At 53.0% G+C, this 22,293-nt stretch carries 25 protein-coding genes; 1 reads left to right on the top strand and 24 read right to left on the bottom strand.

Annotated features, from left to right (window positions below; all coding sequences use genetic code 11):
• Positions 1–42: 42 nt before the first annotated feature.
• The 23 genes from HK24_RS01885 to HK24_RS01775 all read right to left on the bottom strand — a co-directional run bounded on the left by HK24_RS01885 (position 43) and on the right by HK24_RS01775 (position 19,633).
• Positions 43–1,263, bottom strand: a complete 1,221-nt coding sequence (locus HK24_RS01885) for a hypothetical protein (RefSeq protein ID WP_233125951.1) — start codon at positions 1,261–1,263, stop codon at positions 43–45.
• A gap of 35 nt (positions 1,264–1,298) precedes the next feature.
• A complete protein-coding gene (locus tag HK24_RS01880) occupies positions 1,299–1,985 on the bottom strand; it encodes a hypothetical protein (RefSeq protein WP_086633088.1) in 687 nt (228 codons plus the stop codon).
• Between the two features lie 3 nt (positions 1,986–1,988).
• Complete coding sequence (locus HK24_RS01875; RefSeq protein ID WP_086633087.1) at positions 1,989–3,227, bottom strand: hypothetical protein; 1,239 nt, start codon at positions 3,225–3,227, stop codon at positions 1,989–1,991.
• 44 nt (positions 3,228–3,271) lie between these two features.
• Entirely contained in the window at positions 3,272–4,411 is a 1,140-nt protein-coding gene (locus HK24_RS01870; RefSeq protein ID WP_086633086.1) for a baseplate J/gp47 family protein, read from the bottom strand.
• A gap of 42 nt (positions 4,412–4,453) precedes the next feature.
• Complete coding sequence (locus HK24_RS01865) at positions 4,454–4,813, bottom strand: phage tail protein (RefSeq protein WP_086633085.1); 360 nt, start codon at positions 4,811–4,813, stop codon at positions 4,454–4,456.
• A complete protein-coding gene (locus HK24_RS01860) occupies positions 4,810–5,433 on the bottom strand; it encodes a baseplate assembly protein (RefSeq protein WP_233125948.1) in 624 nt (207 codons plus the stop codon). Before HK24_RS01860 ends, HK24_RS01865 begins: the two co-directional genes overlap by 4 nt.
• A complete protein-coding gene (locus HK24_RS01855; RefSeq protein WP_233125946.1) occupies positions 5,430–6,149 on the bottom strand; it encodes a hypothetical protein in 720 nt (239 codons plus the stop codon). The genes HK24_RS01860 and HK24_RS01855 overlap by 4 nt, the downstream gene beginning before the upstream one ends.
• 338 nt (positions 6,150–6,487) lie before the next feature.
• On the bottom strand, positions 6,488–6,697 hold the full coding sequence (locus HK24_RS01850; RefSeq protein WP_086633083.1) for a hypothetical protein: 210 nt from the start codon (positions 6,695–6,697) through the stop codon (positions 6,488–6,490).
• 6 nt (positions 6,698–6,703) lie between these two features.
• Positions 6,704–7,621, bottom strand: a complete 918-nt coding sequence (locus HK24_RS01845) for a hypothetical protein (RefSeq protein WP_086633082.1) — start codon at positions 7,619–7,621, stop codon at positions 6,704–6,706.
• Between the two features lie 18 nt (positions 7,622–7,639).
• Positions 7,640–8,515 carry a hypothetical protein gene (locus HK24_RS13395; RefSeq protein WP_143412281.1) on the bottom strand — a complete coding sequence of 292 codons (876 nt, stop codon included), beginning with the start codon at positions 8,513–8,515 and terminating at the stop codon, positions 7,640–7,642.
• A 166-nt stretch (positions 8,516–8,681) separates the two neighbouring features.
• Complete coding sequence (locus tag HK24_RS01840; protein ID WP_086633081.1) at positions 8,682–9,002, bottom strand: hypothetical protein; 321 nt, start codon at positions 9,000–9,002, stop codon at positions 8,682–8,684.
• Positions 8,999–9,424 (bottom strand): hypothetical protein, encoded by a 426-nt coding sequence (locus HK24_RS01835; protein WP_086633080.1) that lies wholly within the window; start codon positions 9,422–9,424, stop codon positions 8,999–9,001. The genes HK24_RS01840 and HK24_RS01835 overlap by 4 nt, the downstream gene beginning before the upstream one ends.
• A 2-nt stretch (positions 9,425–9,426) precedes the next feature.
• On the bottom strand, positions 9,427–10,911 hold the full coding sequence (locus HK24_RS01830) for a phage tail protein (protein WP_086633079.1): 1,485 nt from the start codon (positions 10,909–10,911) through the stop codon (positions 9,427–9,429).
• A gap of 83 nt (positions 10,912–10,994) precedes the next feature.
• Positions 10,995–11,972 carry a hypothetical protein gene (locus HK24_RS01825; RefSeq protein WP_086633078.1) on the bottom strand — a complete coding sequence of 326 codons (978 nt, stop codon included), beginning with the start codon at positions 11,970–11,972 and terminating at the stop codon, positions 10,995–10,997.
• 10 nt (positions 11,973–11,982) lie between these two features.
• Positions 11,983–12,474 (bottom strand): hypothetical protein, encoded by a 492-nt coding sequence (locus HK24_RS01820; RefSeq protein ID WP_233125944.1) that lies wholly within the window; start codon positions 12,472–12,474, stop codon positions 11,983–11,985.
• A 118-nt stretch (positions 12,475–12,592) separates the two neighbouring features.
• Positions 12,593–12,994 carry a hypothetical protein gene (locus HK24_RS01815; protein ID WP_064274306.1) on the bottom strand — a complete coding sequence of 134 codons (402 nt, stop codon included), beginning with the start codon at positions 12,992–12,994 and terminating at the stop codon, positions 12,593–12,595.
• A 55-nt stretch (positions 12,995–13,049) separates the two neighbouring features.
• Positions 13,050–14,429, bottom strand: a complete 1,380-nt coding sequence (locus HK24_RS01810) for a DUF4043 domain-containing protein (protein WP_086633144.1) — start codon at positions 14,427–14,429, stop codon at positions 13,050–13,052.
• Positions 14,430–14,505: 76 nt separating this feature from the next.
• The gene (locus HK24_RS01805) at positions 14,506–14,994 is read right to left on the bottom strand and encodes a phage scaffolding protein (protein ID WP_233125942.1); all 489 of its coding nucleotides are present in this window, start codon (positions 14,992–14,994) and stop codon (positions 14,506–14,508) included.
• A 23-nt stretch (positions 14,995–15,017) separates the two neighbouring features.
• Positions 15,018–16,436 carry a phage portal protein gene (locus tag HK24_RS01800; protein ID WP_086633076.1) on the bottom strand — a complete coding sequence of 473 codons (1,419 nt, stop codon included), beginning with the start codon at positions 16,434–16,436 and terminating at the stop codon, positions 15,018–15,020.
• A gap of 42 nt (positions 16,437–16,478) precedes the next feature.
• Positions 16,479–17,795, bottom strand: a complete 1,317-nt coding sequence (locus tag HK24_RS01795) for a phage terminase large subunit (RefSeq protein ID WP_198942036.1) — start codon at positions 17,793–17,795, stop codon at positions 16,479–16,481.
• Positions 17,776–18,225, bottom strand: a complete 450-nt coding sequence (locus HK24_RS01790; RefSeq protein WP_086633075.1) for a hypothetical protein — start codon at positions 18,223–18,225, stop codon at positions 17,776–17,778. Before HK24_RS01790 ends, HK24_RS01795 begins: the two co-directional genes overlap by 20 nt.
• A 587-nt stretch (positions 18,226–18,812) precedes the next feature.
• Complete coding sequence (locus HK24_RS01780) at positions 18,813–19,325, bottom strand: hypothetical protein (RefSeq protein ID WP_086633074.1); 513 nt, start codon at positions 19,323–19,325, stop codon at positions 18,813–18,815.
• Entirely contained in the window at positions 19,325–19,633 is a 309-nt protein-coding gene (locus tag HK24_RS01775) for a hypothetical protein (RefSeq protein ID WP_064274272.1), read from the bottom strand. The genes HK24_RS01780 and HK24_RS01775 overlap by 1 nt, the downstream gene beginning before the upstream one ends.
• Positions 19,634–19,739: 106 nt before the next feature.
• Here HK24_RS01775 and HK24_RS01770 point away from each other — a divergent pair, with 106 nt between their 5' ends.
• Positions 19,740–20,132, top strand: a complete 393-nt coding sequence (locus HK24_RS01770) for a helix-turn-helix domain-containing protein (protein ID WP_046900300.1) — start codon at positions 19,740–19,742, stop codon at positions 20,130–20,132.
• Between the two features lie 535 nt (positions 20,133–20,667).
• On the opposite strand, the gene HK24_RS01765 is transcribed toward HK24_RS01770, so the two are convergent.
• Positions 20,668–22,182 carry a replicative DNA helicase gene (locus HK24_RS01765; protein WP_046900301.1) on the bottom strand — a complete coding sequence of 505 codons (1,515 nt, stop codon included), beginning with the start codon at positions 22,180–22,182 and terminating at the stop codon, positions 20,668–20,670.
• Between the last annotated feature and the right edge of the window lie 111 nt (positions 22,183–22,293).

The raw sequence follows: 22,293 nt of genomic DNA, 5'->3' as shown, positions 1-22,293 counted from the left end.
ACGTAACGAGGGGAACACCCAGTTAAGGTCCCCTCGCCTGCCTTACGGCAGAAAACGGTACATAACACACCCGGAATAACCAGCGCCGCCCGGCGAGTGCGTTCCATCTGCAGGTGTCGAATAAGAGCCCCCGCCTCCGGCACCAAAATGGGTGCCATTGCGCCCTCCTTCGTTTCCGCACCGACCGCCGCCACCCCATGGGCCGCTACCGCCGTAGCCTGCAAAGGTACTGGAATTCGTTTGACCGTCTCCTCCCGAAGTCCCAGTCTGATTCCAGACGGTGCCGCCTGACGCTACGCCACCTTCACCACCTGCAGAGCCCATGGCGCTATAAAAATAGCCACCCTGTCCTCCACCAGCCTGTAGCAATGTTTGCCCATTGTAACTGACAAGGGAGGTGCCCCCCGTCTGCTCCGATCCGCCACCTGCGCCGACTGTCACATTCAGTGCGCTACCAGTTGCGAGGCTGACGTCATAAATCCCTGAAGCATCCCCCCCACTGCCACCGCCGCCACCTGAAAATGATCCATTCAGTGTCATGGAATTAGACGATGCGCCGCCGCCGCCGCCGCCCACAACACGCAATTCCACACGGGACGCCCAAACTGGAATGGAAACTGATGCATTGGCTGTGACAAGCTGTAGAGGCTGCATAGCGGCACGCAGCAAAGTCTGCGTTGCCAATTCAGGAATTGTTGGCCAAAAAACCTTCCCTGCCTGCGGCTGTACGCCAGAAAGAGACGTGGCTCCCTGAGGCACATTCAGAGTATATAGCCCAACAATTGCGCTGCCGGGCGGCACAGGTGGTGTATCTGTCGAAACAACAAAAGAAAGACCTGCCTGTCTCCGCGTTGGCAAGGCATTTCCGTCGTTATTCATGCCCGCCTGCGTCTGGGAGGGGTTTGAGGCATTGAAAAACGGGAGTACAGTCTGATCGACATCCTGTTCGGTACAAAGAGCAAAAACCGTATATGTCGCGCCAGTTCCAGGAACAGAAACCGTTACATCCTGATCACTTGAATACTGGCAAGTTGTAGGGGTTGCATCCGCGCCATATCCCCCACCGGCCCCCCCCAGAAATGCAGCATCCATCGTCCCTGATGCCGTGATGGACCCGGCCCCGATTGTAACAGACAGACCGGAGGGAGAAGGCGTACAAATCAGACCCGAAGCAGCTGTGACATCCCGGCCATAAAGCATATCAGACAGATGACCGAGCGCCGCCTTGCCATATCGCCCTATTCGCAGCAGATCCGTATCCATTGGAATTGATCCTGCGTATACAATTGCCCGATCCATTATTTGCTCACCTTGACCCAGCCGGTTATGCCGCTGGCTGCCGTTTTTTCAATTGTTTGGTAAATTACGTGGGCATCAGCTGCGTGCCCCAGCGCTGTCTCCACGAAGAACTGGCCACCATGCCGGCTGCCGTATCGCAACCCTGCGCTCCCATAACCATAACCTCCTCCACCGGCAGGAGCGGCGAGTGACGCCAATGCATGGCAATCCGCTGCATTCAGAGGTTCGAGAATAGTGGGCGCGACACCTGTGATTGACAGCAGCGCGTTGAAAACAGATGCACGCGTATTCTTTTGCGCCACCAAAGAGGACACGATGCGGGTGCGATAGTCCCTGTCCAGCTCCGAAGTGCGACGCGTTAAACCAGCCGGTCCAAAATAATCAGCCGCCAGCATATCCAGAAATGGGCCACTCATCGTTATGAGGCGTGTCTGCTGCTGACATTCATCAAGTAATGTCCATATTCCAGCCAGAACGGCTGAAAATCCCCTCAGAACCGCGACAAGAACTGGTGCAGTTTCCTCCTCCAGATCCTGAGGCGCTGCTGAGAACCAGCCGACAGGCAGAAGGCTTCTCAACCTCGACGCAAAATCATCGACTGACCCGGGAACCACCCCCGTATCCAAAAGAATTTTCCCATCAGTCGCCTGAAGGACCACTTTCTGGCGGTCGTACAATCTGGCCATGCTTCAACCTCCAGCCTGCTCTGGAGTCATCAGCGGGATACGATAATCCGTTCCATTGACGCTGATATGCAAAAAGCCGCCCCCCACTGTGGCGGGAAGTGTGCCTGCCGCATTCGTTACCGGGGAAGAGATTTGCAACTGCCCTCCCTCTTCCGGAAACAAACCAAGGTTTGACGATCCGTTTTCGCCACTTTGCACATACAGACCAGCCGCTTGAGTGCCTGTCCCAGGTTGGACCTGCAACGTGTTGTTGGGTGCCACAGCACTTGCGACTGAAAAGAGTGTCTGTCCTTCGATATTGCTGAACAGAATTCCATTATCGACAAAATCCTGTCGTACGCCTTTCGAACGCTCTGTCACGGTAGAGCGGACAAATGCTCCAACATTACCACCAGAGACCCCACTAACAACTTCCGGCGTATGCCACTCCAGAGCATGATTACGCGCAAGAGACAGGGCGGAGGCATATCCATTATCTGTCCCGTTTGTGCCGCTTAAAGCCGTCGCGCCGAAAACAATACCGACCTGCCAGGCGTCAGGGTTTGAAACAAAAACGACCCCTGCCGCAGCATCGGAAGTACCCGAGGTCTGACCACCACCCGCACCGAGCTGAATGCCATAAACACCACCGCCGACATTGGGGGCATACGGCGTAGACTGACCAATCGCCAAACCACCAAAATTGACCGCTTCAAGTTCCATGACAAAAGTCGGTTGATAATTTACACCAGCAAGACGCCACGCTTCTCCATAATAAGCGTAGGCTGTCGTGGTCGTAGGTGCAGAAGTGTCATCAGCGACACCCCATGACGCAATGCCGATCGTACTTGGCTGAAACCCTAAAATATCTGGTGCCGTTTTTGCATCAGATGTCCGGGACGCTGCCACAAAAGCACTATTTCCAAACTGTGCTACCGAAGCGCATTGCGCGTCCTGCAATGCCCAGGGCCCAATCGAGGTGGCTCCCATTGTCTGGGATAGCCACTCGTTTTTAGACGCTGCATCCCGATCGCTCAGTCCCGGATTAGCTGCGGCATCCCCGATCAGAACACGATCAGCAAAACGGCTGATTTTTGCTCCTTTATCCTGATAGAATGCCCCACTCGGCTGGGAAACTGCTGGAGCACCTGCAATCTGGGAAGCCGTTGCAGTAATGGTTTGATGGCCGCTGGAATCTGCCAGCACCAGAACTTCATCGCCCGTCAACGTGTCAAGCCGCGGGTATGTATTGAAAACAGGCATAGCCTTCCTTCTGCCCCGATACAGTTAGCAGGGGGCCTGTTTGGTCAGTTCTGAAGAACGTTGACCTGAATTGTGCCGACTGTCAGTGCCTGCTCGCCATTCGCAGCAATATCGGCTTGCCCGCCATTCAGGCGGACATCCAGAACGGAGGTAACCGTCACACCGGCCCCGACATACGCTAGATATGACAGACGGCTATAGGCATAACCTGCACCAACTACTGCGCCTGCAATGTCCAAGCTAAGGGCATTCTCAATCGCTGTTGCAGCCTGCTGAACCACAACCGACATTGGCACTACGACTGTCATGGACACATTCACCGCAAGCGTCTGGGGAGGTCTGACGGCAAAGCCGACTCCCAAGGCCCGAACAGCGTCAACAGCCTCATAAACCTGTGTCAGGAGCGCGTCCGATGGCGAGCCACTTCCGTCATTCACGACGACCGTAAAATACCCGGTCTGCGCAGTTCCATCAGCAGCAACACCATCTCGAAGCAAACTCGATAATCCTGTCTGAACACCCGCAACAGCATTCCCAACGGCTGCTCTGCACCCAGATGCTTTTGCAGCAAGCCACAGAGGAAAACGCGCACGCAGCTGCGCATCCGTCTCCTGGTCGGCGCCGTTAAGAAAAGCCGCTGGATTTGTAACAGTGTCAATGCCGGAAATAGCTGTGCCCATCAGACAGAGCGCACCAACAGATACGTTACCATTTGATCCCGCAAGCTGACATTGAACTGGAACCGATATGCTCTGCATGTCCGTCTGCCGAACATACCCGCCTGCAACGTCGGACCAGACAGGCAGATTGCTATCTTTGATCACTGCGAATGAGAGGCCAGAAACAGTGCGGACAATGGCTCCTGGCACAATCACTGCCGATTGCTGGGATGGCGAAAATGACATCATTGTCACCATCCCGGTCGATGCTGTTCCGGGTAAACGCATCATCCCGAAATCTTCGACAAAACTGTCGCAATCCTCAGCAGAGGAGGTTGCCAGACGTGTGCGGAGCAAGGTTTGTAAAACAAGATATTGCAGCCATAATCCTATGCCACCGACACCTTCCATCAGCGCCCGTACGGGCGATCCAACAGAGCCATCCAAAAGCTGCGCACAGGAAGACTGCGCCGTCGCCACGGCGGTGGAAACCGTCGTAGCAAACGAGCGAAGAGAAAGAGACATTACGTCCTCCGGAAGCGCAGAACATAGCTCTGCGCTTCTTATTTAGGCGGAAAAATCCAGTTTTTGCTGCTGCCCCGTGTCAGCATCGACATAGGAGATATGGCAAAGGCAAAGCCCGTTATCGGCAGCACTCACAGTCACATCAACAGAATGACCGGAATCAACTCCAGGGTCCTTGAGAACCTGCCCCCGAATGGCAGCATGCATGACGGCTGGAACAACAACTTCCCCAACCATGCTTTGCAAACCTACCCCGTATTCCGGCTGCCAGATGTAATCACCAGGATTGGTTAACAAGCGCCTTAAAAGCCTCTGACGTGTTTCGGCAGCCCCGGAAATAACCTGTAAGCCACCGTTCTCCAGCAGCAGATCACCGCCACACAAATGACCGATGGAACTCATCCAACAGGTCCCCCTGTCGTCTGGCTACCCATCAGATGTACGTGCTGCGTCAACGAGTGCTGATCTGTTTGAATATCACCACCAGAAACCTTCAGACCATTTGCAGAAAGCACAGCCGTTACGTCGCCTATCGTCAGTGAGACACCACTCTCTGCGATATGTAGGCGCGCATTGCCTGCCCCCAGGATCACCCCGTCAGAGCCAATCTGACACCAACCAGCCTGAGGATTTACATCACCAACCTTGCCGTTTGTTTCTGTTGGAGGTGCGCCGCATCCTGCCCTGATCAGCATGGCCCCTGGCTGAATAGCCTGCGCATCAGCGGGAGAGACGGGCGCAGTCACAACCGTGTCAAAAACAGCCCCGATAGCAATCAGATGCTCACCATCCCCTTCAAGGGGTAACAAGGCAACGTGGGTCCCTGGTTCAGATGGGCAAGAAACACGCAGATTTCCGGCCTGTACGCCCCCCACATCAGGTATCCAACCGGTTTCCACATTGTCGGGCTGGATACGGACCTTGATGGCATGGTTCGAAGGATCAACTGCGGACACAATTCCAAGGACAGCGTGCGCGCTTCGGTTCGCAAGGGCGGCAGCTAGCATTCGCGTATCACTCATGCCCCACTTCTCCGGCTACGCAAAACCACACGCTGAATAAATCCATCATTCACAGAAAACCGGGAAACAACCTGATCCACACCCAGCGTCGGCTCCGTTGTCCCCAGTGAAATCTTTATAAATTGCCGTGGGCGCAGCCCCATAATACCGGGCATTGAAATACGGACTGACAGTGCATGTGCAGAAATACGCTCATACTTACCACGAGCCAGCCGACGCAGATCTTCCAAACGACGGCCCGGCACACGAAAGCTGTGGAGTACAGTCACATCTGATGGTGCATCCTGGGAAAATGTTTTTCCATCATAATAAATATGCGTGCTGCTTCTCTGGCGAGAATCCCAGGATGCCATATGCACCACAATACCCGTGAGCAATTGAAGATCTCGAGAAACATCTGTCTCAAATACGGCATTTCGAACATCAATAATTTCAGCGGTGTCTTCGTCTACGTAAGACGGCTGACAGACAAGCGTTTTTCCATCTACATAAAGGTCACACAACGCATCCCTCGCAACGGCAAAGGCCAGATCTGCCGCCGTCTGAAAGCGATGCTGCGACAGAAGGGCACCCCTCTTATGCTCTACTTGCCAAAACTGACCCATCATATGGTCAGAGCCATCGTCAGGAAGAGAAATCCGGGTTTCAAGTGTAGCGCTTCTGGCAATATCCTGCAGCAGATCAGATCCCGTATGGTTAAGCCAGGAATCCTGCACGCGAAGGTCTATAAGTGCCGCAAGAGCATCCCGACACTCCATTTCGACAAGAGAATGCTCGTCAACATTCCGGACATGATCTGCACGCCCTTGAAATAGAACGGTCCATCCTGAAGAAATTTTATTGTCCCTGATTTCAACAGAAATCCACGGGCTTGAAGGTATATCTTGTTCAAACCAGAACGGTGCCTCTCTAACCCTCTGCCTCTTTATTGCGAACGTCAAAACTGCCGTATCGCAAGACTCATATCTATTAGAATCCAGTTCGAAACTTTTAAGCGCAAGATCCGGATTTTCTATTCCATCCCATAAAATTCGAACTTCGATCTGGCGCGTGGTCATCCTCCCTCCTCATTGGGAAGCCCTGATGAGAGCGTAAGGCCTTTCATCGGAATTTTCAGAGGTTGGACTGTTTCAACTTTGCTTAAATCTGGATCTGATAGCCCATTGGTCTGAGCAATTCTCCACCACTGGCAAGCATCTCCCAGTTCACGCGCCGCAACATGAAACAGCGAAATATCAGCTGCCGTTACAACAATATTTTTCATAATTCCTCACGCGTGCACTATCGGCAATAGCCCGGAAGCACCTTGAGAACCACGGACATACGCCAGAGAATGATTAACCAGACCGCCAGTATCGGATGCTGCACTAAGCAAACCGGCACTCCCGGCAACTGCACCCAGAGACGATGTATCCGCAATCGCGACACTTTCCAGATTGCTTCCTGTGCTCTCCATGATGGACATCAACCCACTCCCCGCGGTCGTAAGCTGATGGGATATCGCGGCCATACTGGACGGAGTAGCAGCAAGATTAGAACCACTCTGGCCCAAGGTATTTGCCATACCCAGAGCATCAACAACCTTGGCCGCAGCTCCCCCCGCCCCTACTAAAGTGGCCAATGGCATAAGCTGGCCTACGATGGAATTAACTTGCCCAGTGCCTGTAAAAACGCCTTCCGAAATACGCGCTACCATATCTGAAACAGTCTTGAGCCCACTCTCAGTATCATTTCCTAGAATGCCTGTGAGTGAACTTTGGTTTGTCCCAAAATCAGTGGCTTCCGCTGGCCGTTCCAACGTCAGTTCATAGGAGCAGACAGCCCCCTTCGCTTCATATGAATAAACAAAGCGAGCAATCCAAACATCACTTGCCATACCTGCCGCAGAAAAAGCGACAGGCTGGCCCGAAATGCGCATCCGCTCCACGGCTTGCGCTCGGACCTGTGCGTTCGGCCCTAAAAAACGCCCTCGCAATTCCAGTCGGCCAGGGTCGTTTCCAAGCGTATCAACAACACGCTCGCCTCCGGGAAGCTTATGCACGACCATCATTTGATGGCCACCAACCTCAAGTCCGTCAGGAACTTCAATACCGCTCAGTACAAGTGAGCCAAGGGTAACTGGCGCAGACGTCCCTAAACGACCGATGGAACCGATCACGTTTTCAATGGCAGAGAGCGTTACACTCATTGCGGCTCTCCTCTGATCTCATCCAATTCCAATACTACAACCTGGATATTGGGGAAATTGAATTTCATCGACGCCTCCCGTTGCACGTCGCGCAGCAAGACGGCTCATTTTTCCAAAAGCGCTGATGTCTTTGCGCTGCTCTTCACCCAAAGGGGGCATTCCTGATCGGGAGGAGTGAAATGTGTGGGGTAAGGTATTTTCTTCAAATTCAGGCTGCCGTATCCGCCCCAATTTTCCCAACGATATTGGAAGGAACTGTGATGAAATTGCTGAACAACCTTCCAGGTCTCGCACACCAGATTTTAGAACAGGGACAGACCGGGTATTGATTGCTGACTTCCAAATATCAGGGCGAGAACCCACTAAATCTGGCGTATTACGGGAAAAAACATGAGGTGCCACGCGGCAGTGCTGCCCCGGGCTTCTTGCAGAAAAAAAATTCTTCGCCGGTGAGGCCGCGCTTAATCTTCCCGGCTTGATAAAAAAATTTTCCGTGCCGTCCAGTTGCATATTATCTCGAATTTTTTGTGATACAGCTTGGCCATATTTCTCCAATTTAGCCTGCACAATATGCACGAGACTTTCTTGCTTAGGCTCCATTTTAAAAATGCTTCTTTTATTTCTTACAAGTTTTGGAGCATTTTCTAATGTGCCTTCGACATGTGTCTCTGGACCACTTTTCGAGAAGGAAAAGCTCCCGGCTGACGTCACGCGAGGTATTAAAGAAGCCATCGATAATCTCGGGAAATCCAAATTTCCTTTCTCGCGGCTCTTAAAAAAACTCACTGTGGGAATGACAGCCGTCCTTCCCTCTAGCAAAGATCGTCGCAACACATTCCGGCAAAATAACATTCCTGACGAAAGAACGCCTTTCCACAATTTATCCGTATGCATACCTATTCTCGGTACTGTCTTTGGTCCCAGTCAAAGACATGACCTGCACGCTCTGCCGTCACAACACACGCAGCCATCCGCCTTGCGCGAGACCACGACTTCAACAAATTCCATGGCACCCCATGATCCAGAAGATAAAGCATCTCCTGAAACGCAGAGTGCCTACTCAGTTTTTTGCTGTAGCGACCACCATGTTTTCATCAGTATCCTGATGAAAACATGGATAAAGCACTGCAATTCCACCTTTACCGATACGGCGCGCCAGATCACGAATTTCTTCTTTCGTACCCGGCATCTGCACTGGAACACCGTCGATAGCCGTAACTGAACAGATCATTTCCGCATAGCCCAACCATGCAGCAGCCGAAGCACCAGTCACAGCAGAGCCTGCCGCCTCAATCAGATCCAGCATATCCGCAGGATCGATCTCTTTCAGAGAAAGACATCGTCCATCAGCAAGACGAACTTCTTTCGGAAGCATACTCATGAAATCTTTGCCCTCGTTGATGCAAAGAACTGCACCGTTTGATGAACCATCTGATCCGACTGCCAGGCATCATTTTTCAACTTGATGGACACGTTCGTGTACTCCCACGTACTTGTCGTGCCATCAGGCTCTGTCACGTACTGGTAAATTGTACCGCTCCCAACCGTTCCAGCATTCCAGTAAGCAGCTTCAATAGCAGCAACCAGATTGTCCAGCGCCGCACTCGCACGTGCGATCTGAAACGAACCACGCCAGCCATTCGGAACATTGAACTCGATCGGCATGCCATTAAGCGGACTTGCTCGCAGAGCATGCGTCTCCTGTGATGCCCCGAAAGACGTGACATCACGCAAATCAACCCGCTGGCCGTTCCAAAGAACTGTAATCCGGCAGTCACGACCAATACTGTAAGGATTTGCCATGCTCAGACGCTCCCACCCGCAGTCGTCACCGTCACGGAGGTGCCACCCTGCAAATTCACCACAAATTTTTCATTGATGCCCTGGTACCGCACAGCCACGTCAGCCTGCACATATCCCAACGCAGTCCGCGACTGGGGATTATTCGAACTATCGCAAACAACGCGGTAAGGCAGTTCAGAATTCTGAACACCCAAAATACCTTGAGACAACAAGGACGACAGGAAACCCAGCAAGGTCGAGCGAATATCGGAAAAGAGTGTGTCATTCACGACCTGTCCGACATACGCTCCCATGCCACCAGCAAGGGATGACGCAATATAATTGGTCAGGCGGGTATAATTATCTCCATTTACCGTCGCTTTACTTGACGTATTGTGACCACACCTTACTGCCCAGTAAGTCCCGCCCGGCGCCGGATTGCAGATAACATCGATCCCAGCCGTAAACAGTGTAGACAGTTCGGCCGTGGAATAGGTTGCTCTGCTTCCCCCTAACCCTGCTTTTTGGCTTCCAACAATACCGGAAAGTGCTTTGTTCAGGCTCGACTGTTCAGGTGAAAGTGCAGAAAGAATGCCTGCAGCAAATGCCTGAGGGCTGACAAGCATCATGCCATTGACGTCATCGTTCCACCAGATCCAGTCACCAAACATCAACTTTACAGCTGAAGAGTCCAGACCGCTGGCGGCTTTGACGGACACTGCATTGCTTACACTGTCATATGCGGGGCTTGCCGCCACCATATAGACCCCTTCACCGAGGCCAAATGCCGCCTGCAACGAATAGGACGTGCTATCTGTCACGCCATGAAGGGTGGCAACGGCACATCCCTGCCCCCTCAGGGCATACATACCCGTCCGAATAATATCGTCTTTCCCTAGAAAAGCCGACGTATCAGGCGCCCCACCATCTAGTCCTCCAGACAGCGTCACGCTTCCGGGAACAGGATCAGGAACTGCATCCGGCAAATGGATCGTCACCAGAGCTGACAGATCCTGCGCGACAGCAGCTTCCAGGATGTTCCATGTCGCACCTGAATAAGTTGCTGCTCCAAGAACCGGATGCGAAACTGCCAGCCCATAACCCGCCCCCGTTGCGGTCAGGCTCACAACGATAGCATTACCAGCAGCGCCGGTATGAACAGCACTGAGTGTAACGCCTCCCAAAGAGGCCGTTGCGTTTGCATCTGTTCCATCTGTTACACGCACGACAACAAACGATGACGCTCCTTGCAGAGCCGCAATATTTACAGCCAGCCCTGCATCCGTCGTTTTGTTCTGCTTACTCCCAAAAGCAGAGAGATAATCACTCATGCCACCCACTGGCACTGGAAGCCCTACCGGGCCCCATCCTGCCGTTCCAACGATACCCAGCTTCGATGAAGAGGCACCCGTCAGTCCCAGCGGCTGTGGCTGCGCAATCTGTACATAAAGGTTAGGAACCGTAAGCGCAGTCGTATTCAGCGTACCCGCCTGATAAACCAGAGACATCCGCCGATATTTCCTCCAAAAAATACAGTAAATTGTTTCAATAAAAGAACAATTAATTTTTCTCTATTACATCGATTCTATTTTTAATGGCTTTGACAGACGACAGTCCCAAACTGATTGACCATCATTCCCGGATATGAATTCTGAGCTGCCTGAGAAGTTTGTGCAGCCTGCATTGCCTCAAGAGCATGCAGAACCACACTATTATCAAAAGCAGGCTCGATTGCGCCGAAACTGCTAACCTGATCACCAGCAGAAACAGTCCCGGCCCCAAACATCATGTCAGACGACCACTGAACCTGCAGGGTGTCAAAAACCAGCTCGTACAAATAATCCCGTCGATACAATGCCTGATTTTGCATCGTATCGATGTCCTCAACACTCACGAACCTAAGCTGTGCCTGCCCGCCATCCAACGTAGAAATCCAGCTCTTCTCAGCCAGCTCAGTATCCAGAGACTGTCCAAGCGTATCCCGAACACCAGAATCAGCCGTCCAGAGCGAAACCCTATACCGCTGATTCTGTCGGCGGTTCACCCTTACGGACTGGCCATAGCCAACAACGTTTCCGGCTAAGTTATGCCCCGGAACCTGCACAGAATTTCCGTCTGCAAGACCTTTTGGGAGTTGCCCGGCCAAAGCCAAAGCTACAGTTTCAGGCGTGTCCTGCTCAGTCACGGCATAGGCGGCAGAAATCTGAGTTTTCCCAGCCTCGTACCAAACACCGACAACACCTGAAGACACCCCATCAGAAGGAAAAGCAATGCAAACAGCTTGCGCACTCTGCTTCACTGACACCGTGGGCAGAACACGCGCCTGAACCTGCCAGGGGCGCCCCAAAGGCTCTGGCACAACAACACCTTTCTGAGGTGCCAGTGTGACCGTCAGGAAATCCGTATTGTTCCGAATATTTTGAGCTGCAAATATATCACTCGGTAAAAGCCACCCGCGACGAACGATCGTCTGCCGTCCCGTTACAGACGGCTTTTCGAGCCCTTCTGGATATAAAATTCCCGCACACACATAAGCCAGAGCCAATCCGACCTGAGAAGCATCCGCCATTTTTCTCTCCTCAGACCTGTTGCAGAGACATGGTGCAACGCAAACCCCAGTCCGACATCTCGGCAGCATTAATCGTGTACGTCGTATCCAGGTCCGTCGTGACCGTCATATAGGGTTGCAACACGATGCCCGGCAGCCGCGGTAAATACATGACAAACTGCCCAGGCTTGGCTGAGCCCGGAATGCCACTCCCAGACCCCTCTCCTTTAGACCGCAAAACAATCGCAGCAGGACATTCCTCAACGATGTTCCCTTGCGTCCCAGAAACGCCACTGATCTCCACAGTCCGATTACATGCCACACATAGCGGAGGTCGAAGGTCATCCACTGCCGCAACAAAAAACGTATTTCCCCCGCAAGTCAGAATATCTCCGACCACAGTATCTTCACGGCAATCCGTAAGCACATATTCCATAACCCAACCCCAATTGGGGGATCGGGAGAATGTAAAGTCAGCACTCGAATCAAAAGCGAGCATCGGGTGTGCATAAATATTTTGCATGGGAGATAACGGATTATCCGGCCGGTATTGCTCTCCGGAGTGACCTAAAATCCCTGCCGCTTTTGCATACCCTCGACAAAGTCTGGACGCGATCTGTTCCGCCCGCATCATGCCCCCTTCAGATGATGACCAATCGGCCATCCTGCAATTCCAAACCGCCTGTCACCCCGAGAAACGCGCATAAACGCCGACGCCATAACGTCAGAAGCATCACGCGATCACGCACTTCATGACCGTTGTGATACCAACTCGCAGCCTGTGCCGTATCCAGATTTTCAGATGCCCCCAAAAGAGCCGTTTCCAACGGGTAAAGCTGTGAAAGGTACAAACGCACCTGCTGCAGTTCTGCGCCAGACAAGCTGTTAATCCGCCATTCCAACGCTCCCTCAACCTGAAAGAAGCGCCAGGATTCCTGCCCTGTCTCCCGCGATCCAATTGCCGGATACCCGCAAAATCGCCGAACATCGACCTTTTCCCCGTCCGTCAATGGGCCCGAGGAAAGGCTTGCAGTCCCAGACATATAATCCTCCTCCACCAGAAGAACCCCCATGGAATCATGGGGGTTCGAAATCAGCTTAGAAGGTCATGCCAAGTGCATCCGTGCCCAGGCTCTCAATGATAACGCCACGCTTGAGATAGCTGTTCGTCGCCGTGGGAATAACGTTTGTATCTGCCGTCACATCCGTCGGTAGCGCGAAACCCCCAATCCAGTACCAGGACTGAGCGATAATCTGGCGCAGTCGATCCAGTGGCTCGCGCGTCACCATTGCAACCCCATCCACCATCTCAATCAGTGCGCGATCAGCGTCTGGGATGTCCGAATGGCCGGTCAGCGCACAGTCACCCTCGATCAGAGCCCCTTGACCCAACAGCAGAGCACGATGAATAGGACCGGCACCAAGAGAAAGCTGCTGAGGGGCCTCTGTGGTCGGAATAAACCGAACACCCAGCAGCTCAATCACCTGTCCGGAACGATACTCTTCCGAACTGTATGCCCCCCGATAAAGATGCTTGAAATCATCGTCACGGAACAGCGATAGAAGCTGAATATCATCCAGATAACAATGATATGCCCCATTGATCATAGGAACATTGTTACGGCGAAGCGTCGCGACGCCAGCCAGAACCTGCTGAATACCCAGCGTATCCGCGAGACCGTTTGCACTCGCCGTCTGTAGAGCTGCCGTTGTCAGACGGCCATTCGGACGGATCACCTTCGGTGCCGTTGCCGCAACCACCGGCTGCCCAACGGCACCATCCGCAACGGACACGCTGGCGGAGAATGTCATCTGCCCGGAAATTCCACCGGGCGCCGTGGAAACATTGGTTGCATCCGCTACCACGCGAACAAGCGTGTATACATCCGAACCAACTGTCACAGTCATGCCATTGCTGGATCCAATCAGCGTAACCTGACCATTAACGATGACGGACTGAAATCCCCGAATGTCATCAACCTGAATGGTGTCGCCTTCAGCATCAAGTGCAACACTAACGCGCGTATTGCCACCCAGATAACCACCTACTCCATTCTGAGCTCCACCAAACAGCGTATTGCGCGCCAGCCGATCCAGAGACTGCATGGCCTGAACACCATTGGTGTTGGCATTTGCAAGAAACTGCGATGCAATCCCGACACCACTCGTCACCATATTCAGATCAATCGTGTCGCCATACTGATTGATCGAAAGAGTGTATTGCTCAACAGACCAGCCAGCAGGGCTCATTCCATTATCGAAGTTGGTATTGCCCGTTGGATTCAGCGGTGTCGTAACAGGAGCCTTCAGACTCTTACGCGTCTTTGTAAGAGTTTCACCAATAGCGTTAGGGAAAATCTCGCGGTCAGCAACCTGTCGAAATCCCAGTCGAGATTTGAGGCCGTTTTCAAACTCCCGTGCCAGAAAACCCTGCTGAATAGCGGCCTGAAGCTGAACTGGAAAATTTTCGATGCTCATGAATGTCATTCCGTAAATATTTATGAAAAATTCCGGCATATTTGGCCGGTCAAATATTTAATTCACTGTCGAACTATCAGGCCCGGGCCAGAAACTGCCACTTGCGCGCTTCGTAATCAGCTTCAGTAGCTGCGCGCGCATCAAAAGGTTCAATGCCGCCAGGCTTCGGTGCCGGGTACCCAACCGTTGTGCCACTCGAATATCCGGGCCGCACAATTTCTCCGAACAGATATGCACGCTCCTGCCGCGCCTGTTCCAAAGCCTCAATCACTCCCACAACCGCGCCATCCTCAGTGCGGGTAACACCGCCCATATCAATCAGACGAACAACATCTTCAGGATTATACGCGCCCAAACGAACAGCCTCTGACCGCAGAGCCGCAACCATAATTTCACGGTCACTTTCCTGCTTCACACGAGACACAATTTCCTCATGCGATCGCTGCAGATCTTCCTGCCGGGCAACAGCATCCGCCATTTCCCGACGAACGGATTTGACCTCATCCTGCGCTTGAGCAAGCGCCTGACGCAGAGCCTCCACACCCTCAATAGTTTCTTCAGACACGGATATTTTCCCTCCGTTCAACGTCACGCCTCATCCGGCGCAACCCACTGTTCAAGCACACGCCATTCTGCCCCGGGGTCAGAATTTCCAGATGCCGTCGCATACATTCTGACAGCCGTCTCTCGGCTCAGAATCCCGCTGGAAACAGCTGTCACCAGCCCCTGCGACAGAGACAGAAGCTCCGGATCCGTTGCAGGGAACCAGGCGGGCCACCTCAATGCCATGCGACAATAAGGGAGGTCTTTCACCAAAGCCCCACCCAACCGCAGACCGTTTTCCAGTACACAGGAAAAACGGCAGGCCATTCGGTAAACAGCCAAAAGTCCATTCTCGCCATAAGAATGCCGCAGCCGATCCACCAGCCAGATCAGAGGCTGGCACATCATTTCCATGGCCTTGCCAGACTGCACGCCTGAAATCCGATCGCCATGCGCCCGGTTGCCGTGCAGTTGCTCCAACGCAATTTGCCGCAGTTCCCGATAGTGCTCGAGCACGGCCCCTGCGGCATTGCCGTTAATTTCCAGAAGCTTGGCATCCCCTTCAGGAGGCAACGTCAGAGCCGACGACGCTCCGCCTTGGTGAGCCACACCATCCGAAAAACCTCCAGTCTTCAAAACCAGCGTCGGATCAGAGCCGTATTTCAGACCCCGCCCAGCCTGAGACAGAAGGTAGTCCGCCTCAATGACCGTATCGATCGCCCGTTCAAAAGTGCACTCTCCTTCCGGGTCGCGCCCATGTACACCCCCCAGGTTGCGGATCCAGATAATCGGCACAAAACCCAGCCCATGACGCACGGACCGGCTTTCATCCCGAACCCCACCGTCCATCCCGACGAGCCAGGGTACGGAAACTGCACAATCCATTGGTGTCCAAATCCGCTGCCACCAGAATTGCGCACCCAGTAGATCTTCGCCAATTGGATAACCCTGCGCAGCAAGATCCCGGCCTCGAACAAGAAACCGTTCCTCAACACGCAAAAGCTCGCCACTGGCATCATCCCAGGCCGGCGTCAGATAAGCCGTATCGAGAACCGAAAGCTTCGGCACGCCGGCCGACACCTCAAAAAGAACCACCACAGAGCCAATGGAGCCACACGTTGCGGCCTCCATCATCATTGATGCTAAACGCGTCTGTGCGGCGAAAACACTCATGGCCTCCGCAACTCGCACATCATCCGTAATCAGACTGGGCCAGTGCGTATCGCCAAAAAGTAACGAGACGGATTCATCGACAACCGTTCGGCATAAATTACTCCGGACAGATGGTCGTCTATTCGAAAGCGGAATGTATTCCCCCGCCCCTGATCGTTCCAGCGAGAACGGATGAGGCAAGGCATCATATTGCGTACCGTCCAGAACGCGCTTTAACGCCAGCAGGCGTGCTGTGCGCGCAGACGCACCCGCCGGCACGGCATACCGCCGTTGCAGGGACAACCAGTCCATGAATTCTCCAATGCTAAAGCCCGCCTGCAGCCCAGAAGCCGGTCAGCGCGCCAACGAAAATGCTGACGGGCTCCAGCCCGCCATACTGCTGCTGTCAGACAGCATCAGTTCACTCAGTCCCCAGACCATCGCATCCGCCCGATCCGGAGACCGGGGCCCTCGATATCCACTGACTGAAAAATGACAGAGCTGATCCTCAAGCGCTTCAAAGCGCCCATGATGAACCACCTTGCCAATCTCATAGAGCGCCGCCACAGGCTCTGCCCGCGCAGCCTTGCCTCTCGCTGCTGTGACCAGCCGAACCGGCGCAGTCGCTCGCACACTCCGAATGGTATTCTCTACCAGTGCGCCACCGAAATTTCGTTCGGCAACAATCCGCTCCGCCCGCCAGTCATCCAGAGCATGCAATGCCCGTGCCGCCCATCCTGCCGGACTGTCTCTGGCAGAAAGATCTTCCAGAACATGTCCGACACCATCAGCATCCACGCCGCAGACAACAATTCCGATTTCATCCGATCGATAATCTTCCGGACCAGAGGCTCCCGAAGGATCAACCGACACCAGAATACGCCGCATGCGTGAAGCGATATCCATCCGCGTCTGAGCCGCAACAGCAGCTTCGCGTCTGAACGACTCAATCCGCCAGAGCGCCCCTTCAACAGCAACCTGGTATTCGCCATGAAGAAACCGTCGCCGCTCCCGTTCCGGCAACGCTTCCAGCGCTGCAAGATAATCCTCTCCCAGATTATCCCTGTTAGAATGCGGATTAAGAATCATCGTGCCATATAAGGAACGATCCGAAATGGGTTGCCCCGATTTCGGCTCTATTCCCAACTCGAAAAGCGCGTACAGCCAATGACCAACACTCGGCGGATTGGCATCAATATATTCACGGTTCACCAAGTCACATTTCTGCGCCAGGCGCGTCAGCAACATGTTCCGCGCGCCATAACTGATCTGGCTCGCCTCATTCAGATAAACTGTCGCAAATTCAAGACCCAGAATTTTCTCGGTACGCTGCTCATCATCCAAACCGCCGAACAGAATGGTAGACCCATTGGAGAACGTCACGACACAGTCCTGCCGATCCAGCTTCCACCGAATCCGCGGAAAACAGAACTGCATGACCTTCGGGAACGTATCCCGCAAAACAGACGCCTTAAGAGCCGTTAATCTGTGACGAAAAATACCATGACGACTGTCTGGAACCTTCAACGCTCGAATAATAACGGCTCGGATCAACACAAACGTTTTGCCTGAGCGTGAGCCACCCCTTAATAAAATATGACGGGCAGGCCCTCCCAACAAACGAACAGCCTCGCTTTGTGCATCATTCAGTCTAAAGGGCGCTGTCGTCATGGCTGATACAGATGGAAATGGAACCTGTCTGGTCTTCGGTATGTCCGGCTTTAAAACGAGACGGTCGATGTGCCTTTAAAAGGAACGCCATCAGACCATCACTATATTTTTTCCTGACGAGCGGGCTTCCCGTCTCGGGGTTGCAAATAATTTTTCCACCATAGGTAATTGGCTCGTCATATCCTTCGACAGCGCGACGCCGGGCTTCAGCTTCCAGGGCGTCTGCCGCTTCCTCCAAAGCATCATCCCAAAGAAATGCGAAGTGAGGGTCCGTCTCTTTCCAATGATACAGCGTGCTTCTCTGAACATCTGCAAAACGGCCAGCTGCAGAGATATTTCCATTGGCAGCAAGATGCTTCAGAAACTGTTCCTTGCGCTGGCGAGATCGCCCATGGCGTATCCGTTGCTTCTCACTCTGTGTCTCGCTCATTTGTCCATTCCCTTCCCGACTCTGAGCGTCAATCAATCCGAAGCTCTGCTTCACGTCGGCTTTTCAATGACCATCCATCAAGCCAAGCCTCGTGTTTTTGCCCAGCATGTATGGGCTTTTTCCTTGGAAAATGTGTTCTGGGAACTTCCTGTAATCGTAATCGCTGCTCCCGCTGCGCCATAACTTCCAAACGGCTTCTGGTCGCCTCGCTCACGCATCCAAGGGCCTTTAGCGAAAGAGTTTTTCGCCGACAGGGAATAGCTCGACAACGCACATCAAGCCGCGTGAGCCCTGCGTCCACCAATTCATGCCATTCAAGAGAACAATCTGCCCGATGAAGCGCTTCCTCAGCATTCACCAAAGGGCACGCGACGACATCTAAACCATCCCCAAGAATAACAACCATAACTTGGTGACCGGAAAGGACGCCTGATCCGGAAGAAATGTGAAATCGTTCCAACACTAGAAGCTCTTCCAAATAAAAAAGGCCAAACTCAAAATTGAGCTGGCCTTTTGAAATAAGATATCTTCAATGTACTTTTCTTATGCAATAATCGCGTTCGAAATTCAATACTTTTCTGATAGATTTAAATTTTATTCTTCATATTTGCGTACGCATACGAAAGTTGCTCAAGAAGCAATGCACATTGCGCCGAAACTTTCATACGCGCCCGTCCTTCAGAAAGGCCGGGATAAAGATGACGTGCCATCGCAGAAAAAGACATTTCTCTCGCCAGCATCATTTCAAGACGCACGTGCCCGCACAATCCCAACCTCTCACGAATTTCCGAAATCCGAACCGAGCACTTGCCACGGCCAATCATCCACGTGTGCATATCGCCCTTTTCACGAAAACGGCCATCTGACGGTTTTTCTTCCACAATACCAATCGTTGCAAAGAGATACTCCCGGTACCACCGATCTGCAGCAGAAACCTCGTCGTCCCCAATGTCGCCCGCCTCATACATCGAATGCACTGTGTTAACGACACGATGCACCCCATTTCGCTCCACGATTTCATGATGCTGAAAGCGTTCTGGAGTGGGCTTCATATGGCGGGCAATGGTCACCGGAGGGATTTCCCGAATTAACGTTTGCATCAGTGGATACTTTCCCAAATCGCAGAAGCCCCCATCGGAGCCAAAACAGGAAACTGCGGAACCCGATCAGCGCCCCACAAAGCGTTCCAGCTCACAGGGTGCCCTGGCGGCAGAGCCTCAGCGCTCTCACGATCCACGACCAGTCTTTTCGGAGTGCCGCCCGATACCTTTGCAATCTTTTTAGCCTTGCGCATCGAACGATTACGCGCCTCTTTATGGAGAGGCTTCCAACTGTCAGCCGCCAACATGGCTGCAATGGCGCTGGCAGATACCCGACGAGGAGTCTGGCTTTCACTCATCTGCCTCATTCTAACTTCCTTCATGCTGCAAATTTGATTTTTGGCAAAATGCCATAGGCAATAAGAAAAAAAACTTCTTCTGGATTTGGCATAAAGCCATTGCTAAAAAGGCCACATGGCCAAACACAAGCGCTCGGACTCCCTGACTATCCTCCAGCGAGCTATCGGAACACGTATCGCCTGGGCGAGGGAACTCGTTATTCCCAACCAGAGCGAATGTGCCAGACTCCTGGGAGTAGATGCCTCCACCCTCAACAAGATTGAGCGTGGCGATCGCGCGCCCAGCGTCTTCCTCATCGCCGCTCTCTCGAACCGCCTCCGCGTCTCGACAGATTTTCTTCTGAAAGGCGTCCTGAACGGTCGTACCGACGAAGAACTGGCCCTGCGGCTGGCTGCCCTGCACCCAGAGTTGGTGCTCCAGCGGCAAGACATGGCTCCCGACAGGGACAAAAGCACGACTTCTGACATACCTGATCAGCCCACGAGACCAGACGAGGATCTGCACTGATAGTGTCTTCGCTGACTTCAATCCGCATTCGAACGCTCCCCCATTCGTCGTAGTGCAGCAAACCTGCCTCGGCGATGGAATGAACAAATCAGAAACGTTTCCAGCTATCAGCGAAACACAACGCATCAACCGGCCCCCTTCCTTCCTCAGCAGCCATCCCCACGACAACCGCCGATTAACGATAAATTAATGGCAATATGCCACTAGGTCAAGAAGCAAATATGGCTCATTGCCATTGCGGAGCTTGCGTGTACTCCCCGCTTGGGAAACGTGCCCCCTAACCACCCCCCCTCTCACAGCACTCTGACATGATGAAAACTGTTGGTTTCCGTAACTTGCATCACATTGCGGAACCGATTTTTTTTTAACTCGCTTCTGTACCAAAAATTAGAATGCAACAAAATGTTGCCAATCTTTGATACCTTCCGTGAATCTGGAAAGCAGACATTTCTTGGATGTTAATTCCCGTTTCGAGATTCGATCTCGGGTGATACTCGGACATAAAAAAAGCGGTCCGAAGACCGCTTTCCAATTCTTATTCGTGGATCGTATCCAAATCTCCGAACCGGGTATACTCTCCCTCAAAGTACAACTGGACCATTCCAGTCGGACCATGTCGCTGCTTCTCAAGAATCAACTCAGCCTTGTTATGCACAAGGGCCATTTTCCGTTGCCACTCTTCAGTCGCTGCCTGAAACTTCTCGTTGCTATCGTATGCACTATCTTTGGGCATCCGCTGCTGCAGATAATACTCATCACGATACACAAACATCACAGCATCCGCGTCCTGCTCAATAGAGCCAGACTCACGAAGATCCGACAACATCGGTCGCTTGTCTTCGCGGGATTCAACCTGACGAGACAGCTGAGACAATGCGATAACCGGCACTGAGAGCTCTTTCGCAATTGCTTTCAGGCCCTGTGTAATCATTGAAATTTCCAACACACGACTGTCCGGTTTGGTCCCAATCGCAGGACGCATCAATTGCAGATAATCCACAACGACCAAGCTTAACCCCTGCGTTCGCGCCAACCTTCGGCATCGCGTTCTCATCGCGGAAAGCGAAATAGCCGGCGTATCGTCAATGTAAAGTGGCAGCTTCTGCAATTCACGAGACACCCGGACAAACCGATCAAACTCTTTCTGTCCGATATCACCACGACGAATTTTTTCACCCGATACTTCTGCCTCGCCAGACAGAATACGCGTCGCCAACTGTTCAGATGACATTTCAAGAGAGAAGATAGCGACGGAGCCGTGAGGCTTTTCTCCACGCTCTTCAGCGTCTCTCATGATCGAACGCGCAGCCGAGAACGCAATTTTCGTCGCCAGCGCTGTCTTTCCCATGGCCGGACGCCCAGCGAGAATCAAGAGATCAGACGGATGCAACCCACCCGTCCTTTTATCCAGATCCCGCAGTCCGGACGTCAGGCCAACAACATCGCCCGTCCGTAGAAAGGCCTTCTCAGCAACATCAATAGCTCCGGTAAGGGCTTTCCCAAACGAGACAAACCCGCCTTCCTGACCACGTTCAGTCGCCAGTTTGAACAACGCCTCTTCAGAAGCCGCAATCTGATCACTACCATCCAGATCAGGCCGCGCACCAAAAGCATTGTTTACAACTGTCTCTCCGATATCGATGAGCTGACGCCGGACCCATGCATCGTGAACAACACGACCATAATCCCCGGCATTTACGATCCCCACCATGGCGGTCAGAAGTTTGGCGAGATACGCAGGTCCGCCCGCAGCATCCAGCACACCCGTGTGCTCGAATTCGGCCTTCATCGTAACGGGGTCAGCGAGCTGGCCACGCTCAATGCGACGGGCCACAGCCTCATAAATCCGGCCATTCACCGAGTCGGCAAAATGCTCGGGCTCCAAGAAATCCGAGACCCGCTCATAGGCCTTGTTATTGGTCAGGATAGCTCCGAGAAGCGCCTGCTCTGCCGCGATATTCGCTGGCGGAGAACGACGCAGGAGCGCGCCTAGCCCCCCATCATCAGAGGACGCGTCAGACGCAGCTGGAGAAGGAAAGGATTCGATCATAGTCACGACAGTCTTTTACCATCAGCATCTTCCAGAAGCAGCGCCTCAATGTGCATCTCCTGCCGAGACAAAACGTTTTCAGTCCTGTCAGCCTCTTAATCGCTACATCAG

This window comes from Gluconobacter sp. DsW_058 (genome assembly GCF_002153615.1).
Classification (GTDB): Bacteria; Pseudomonadota; Alphaproteobacteria; order Acetobacterales; family Acetobacteraceae; genus Gluconobacter; species Gluconobacter cerinus.
This window is presented reverse-complemented; position numbering and strand designations above follow the sequence as displayed.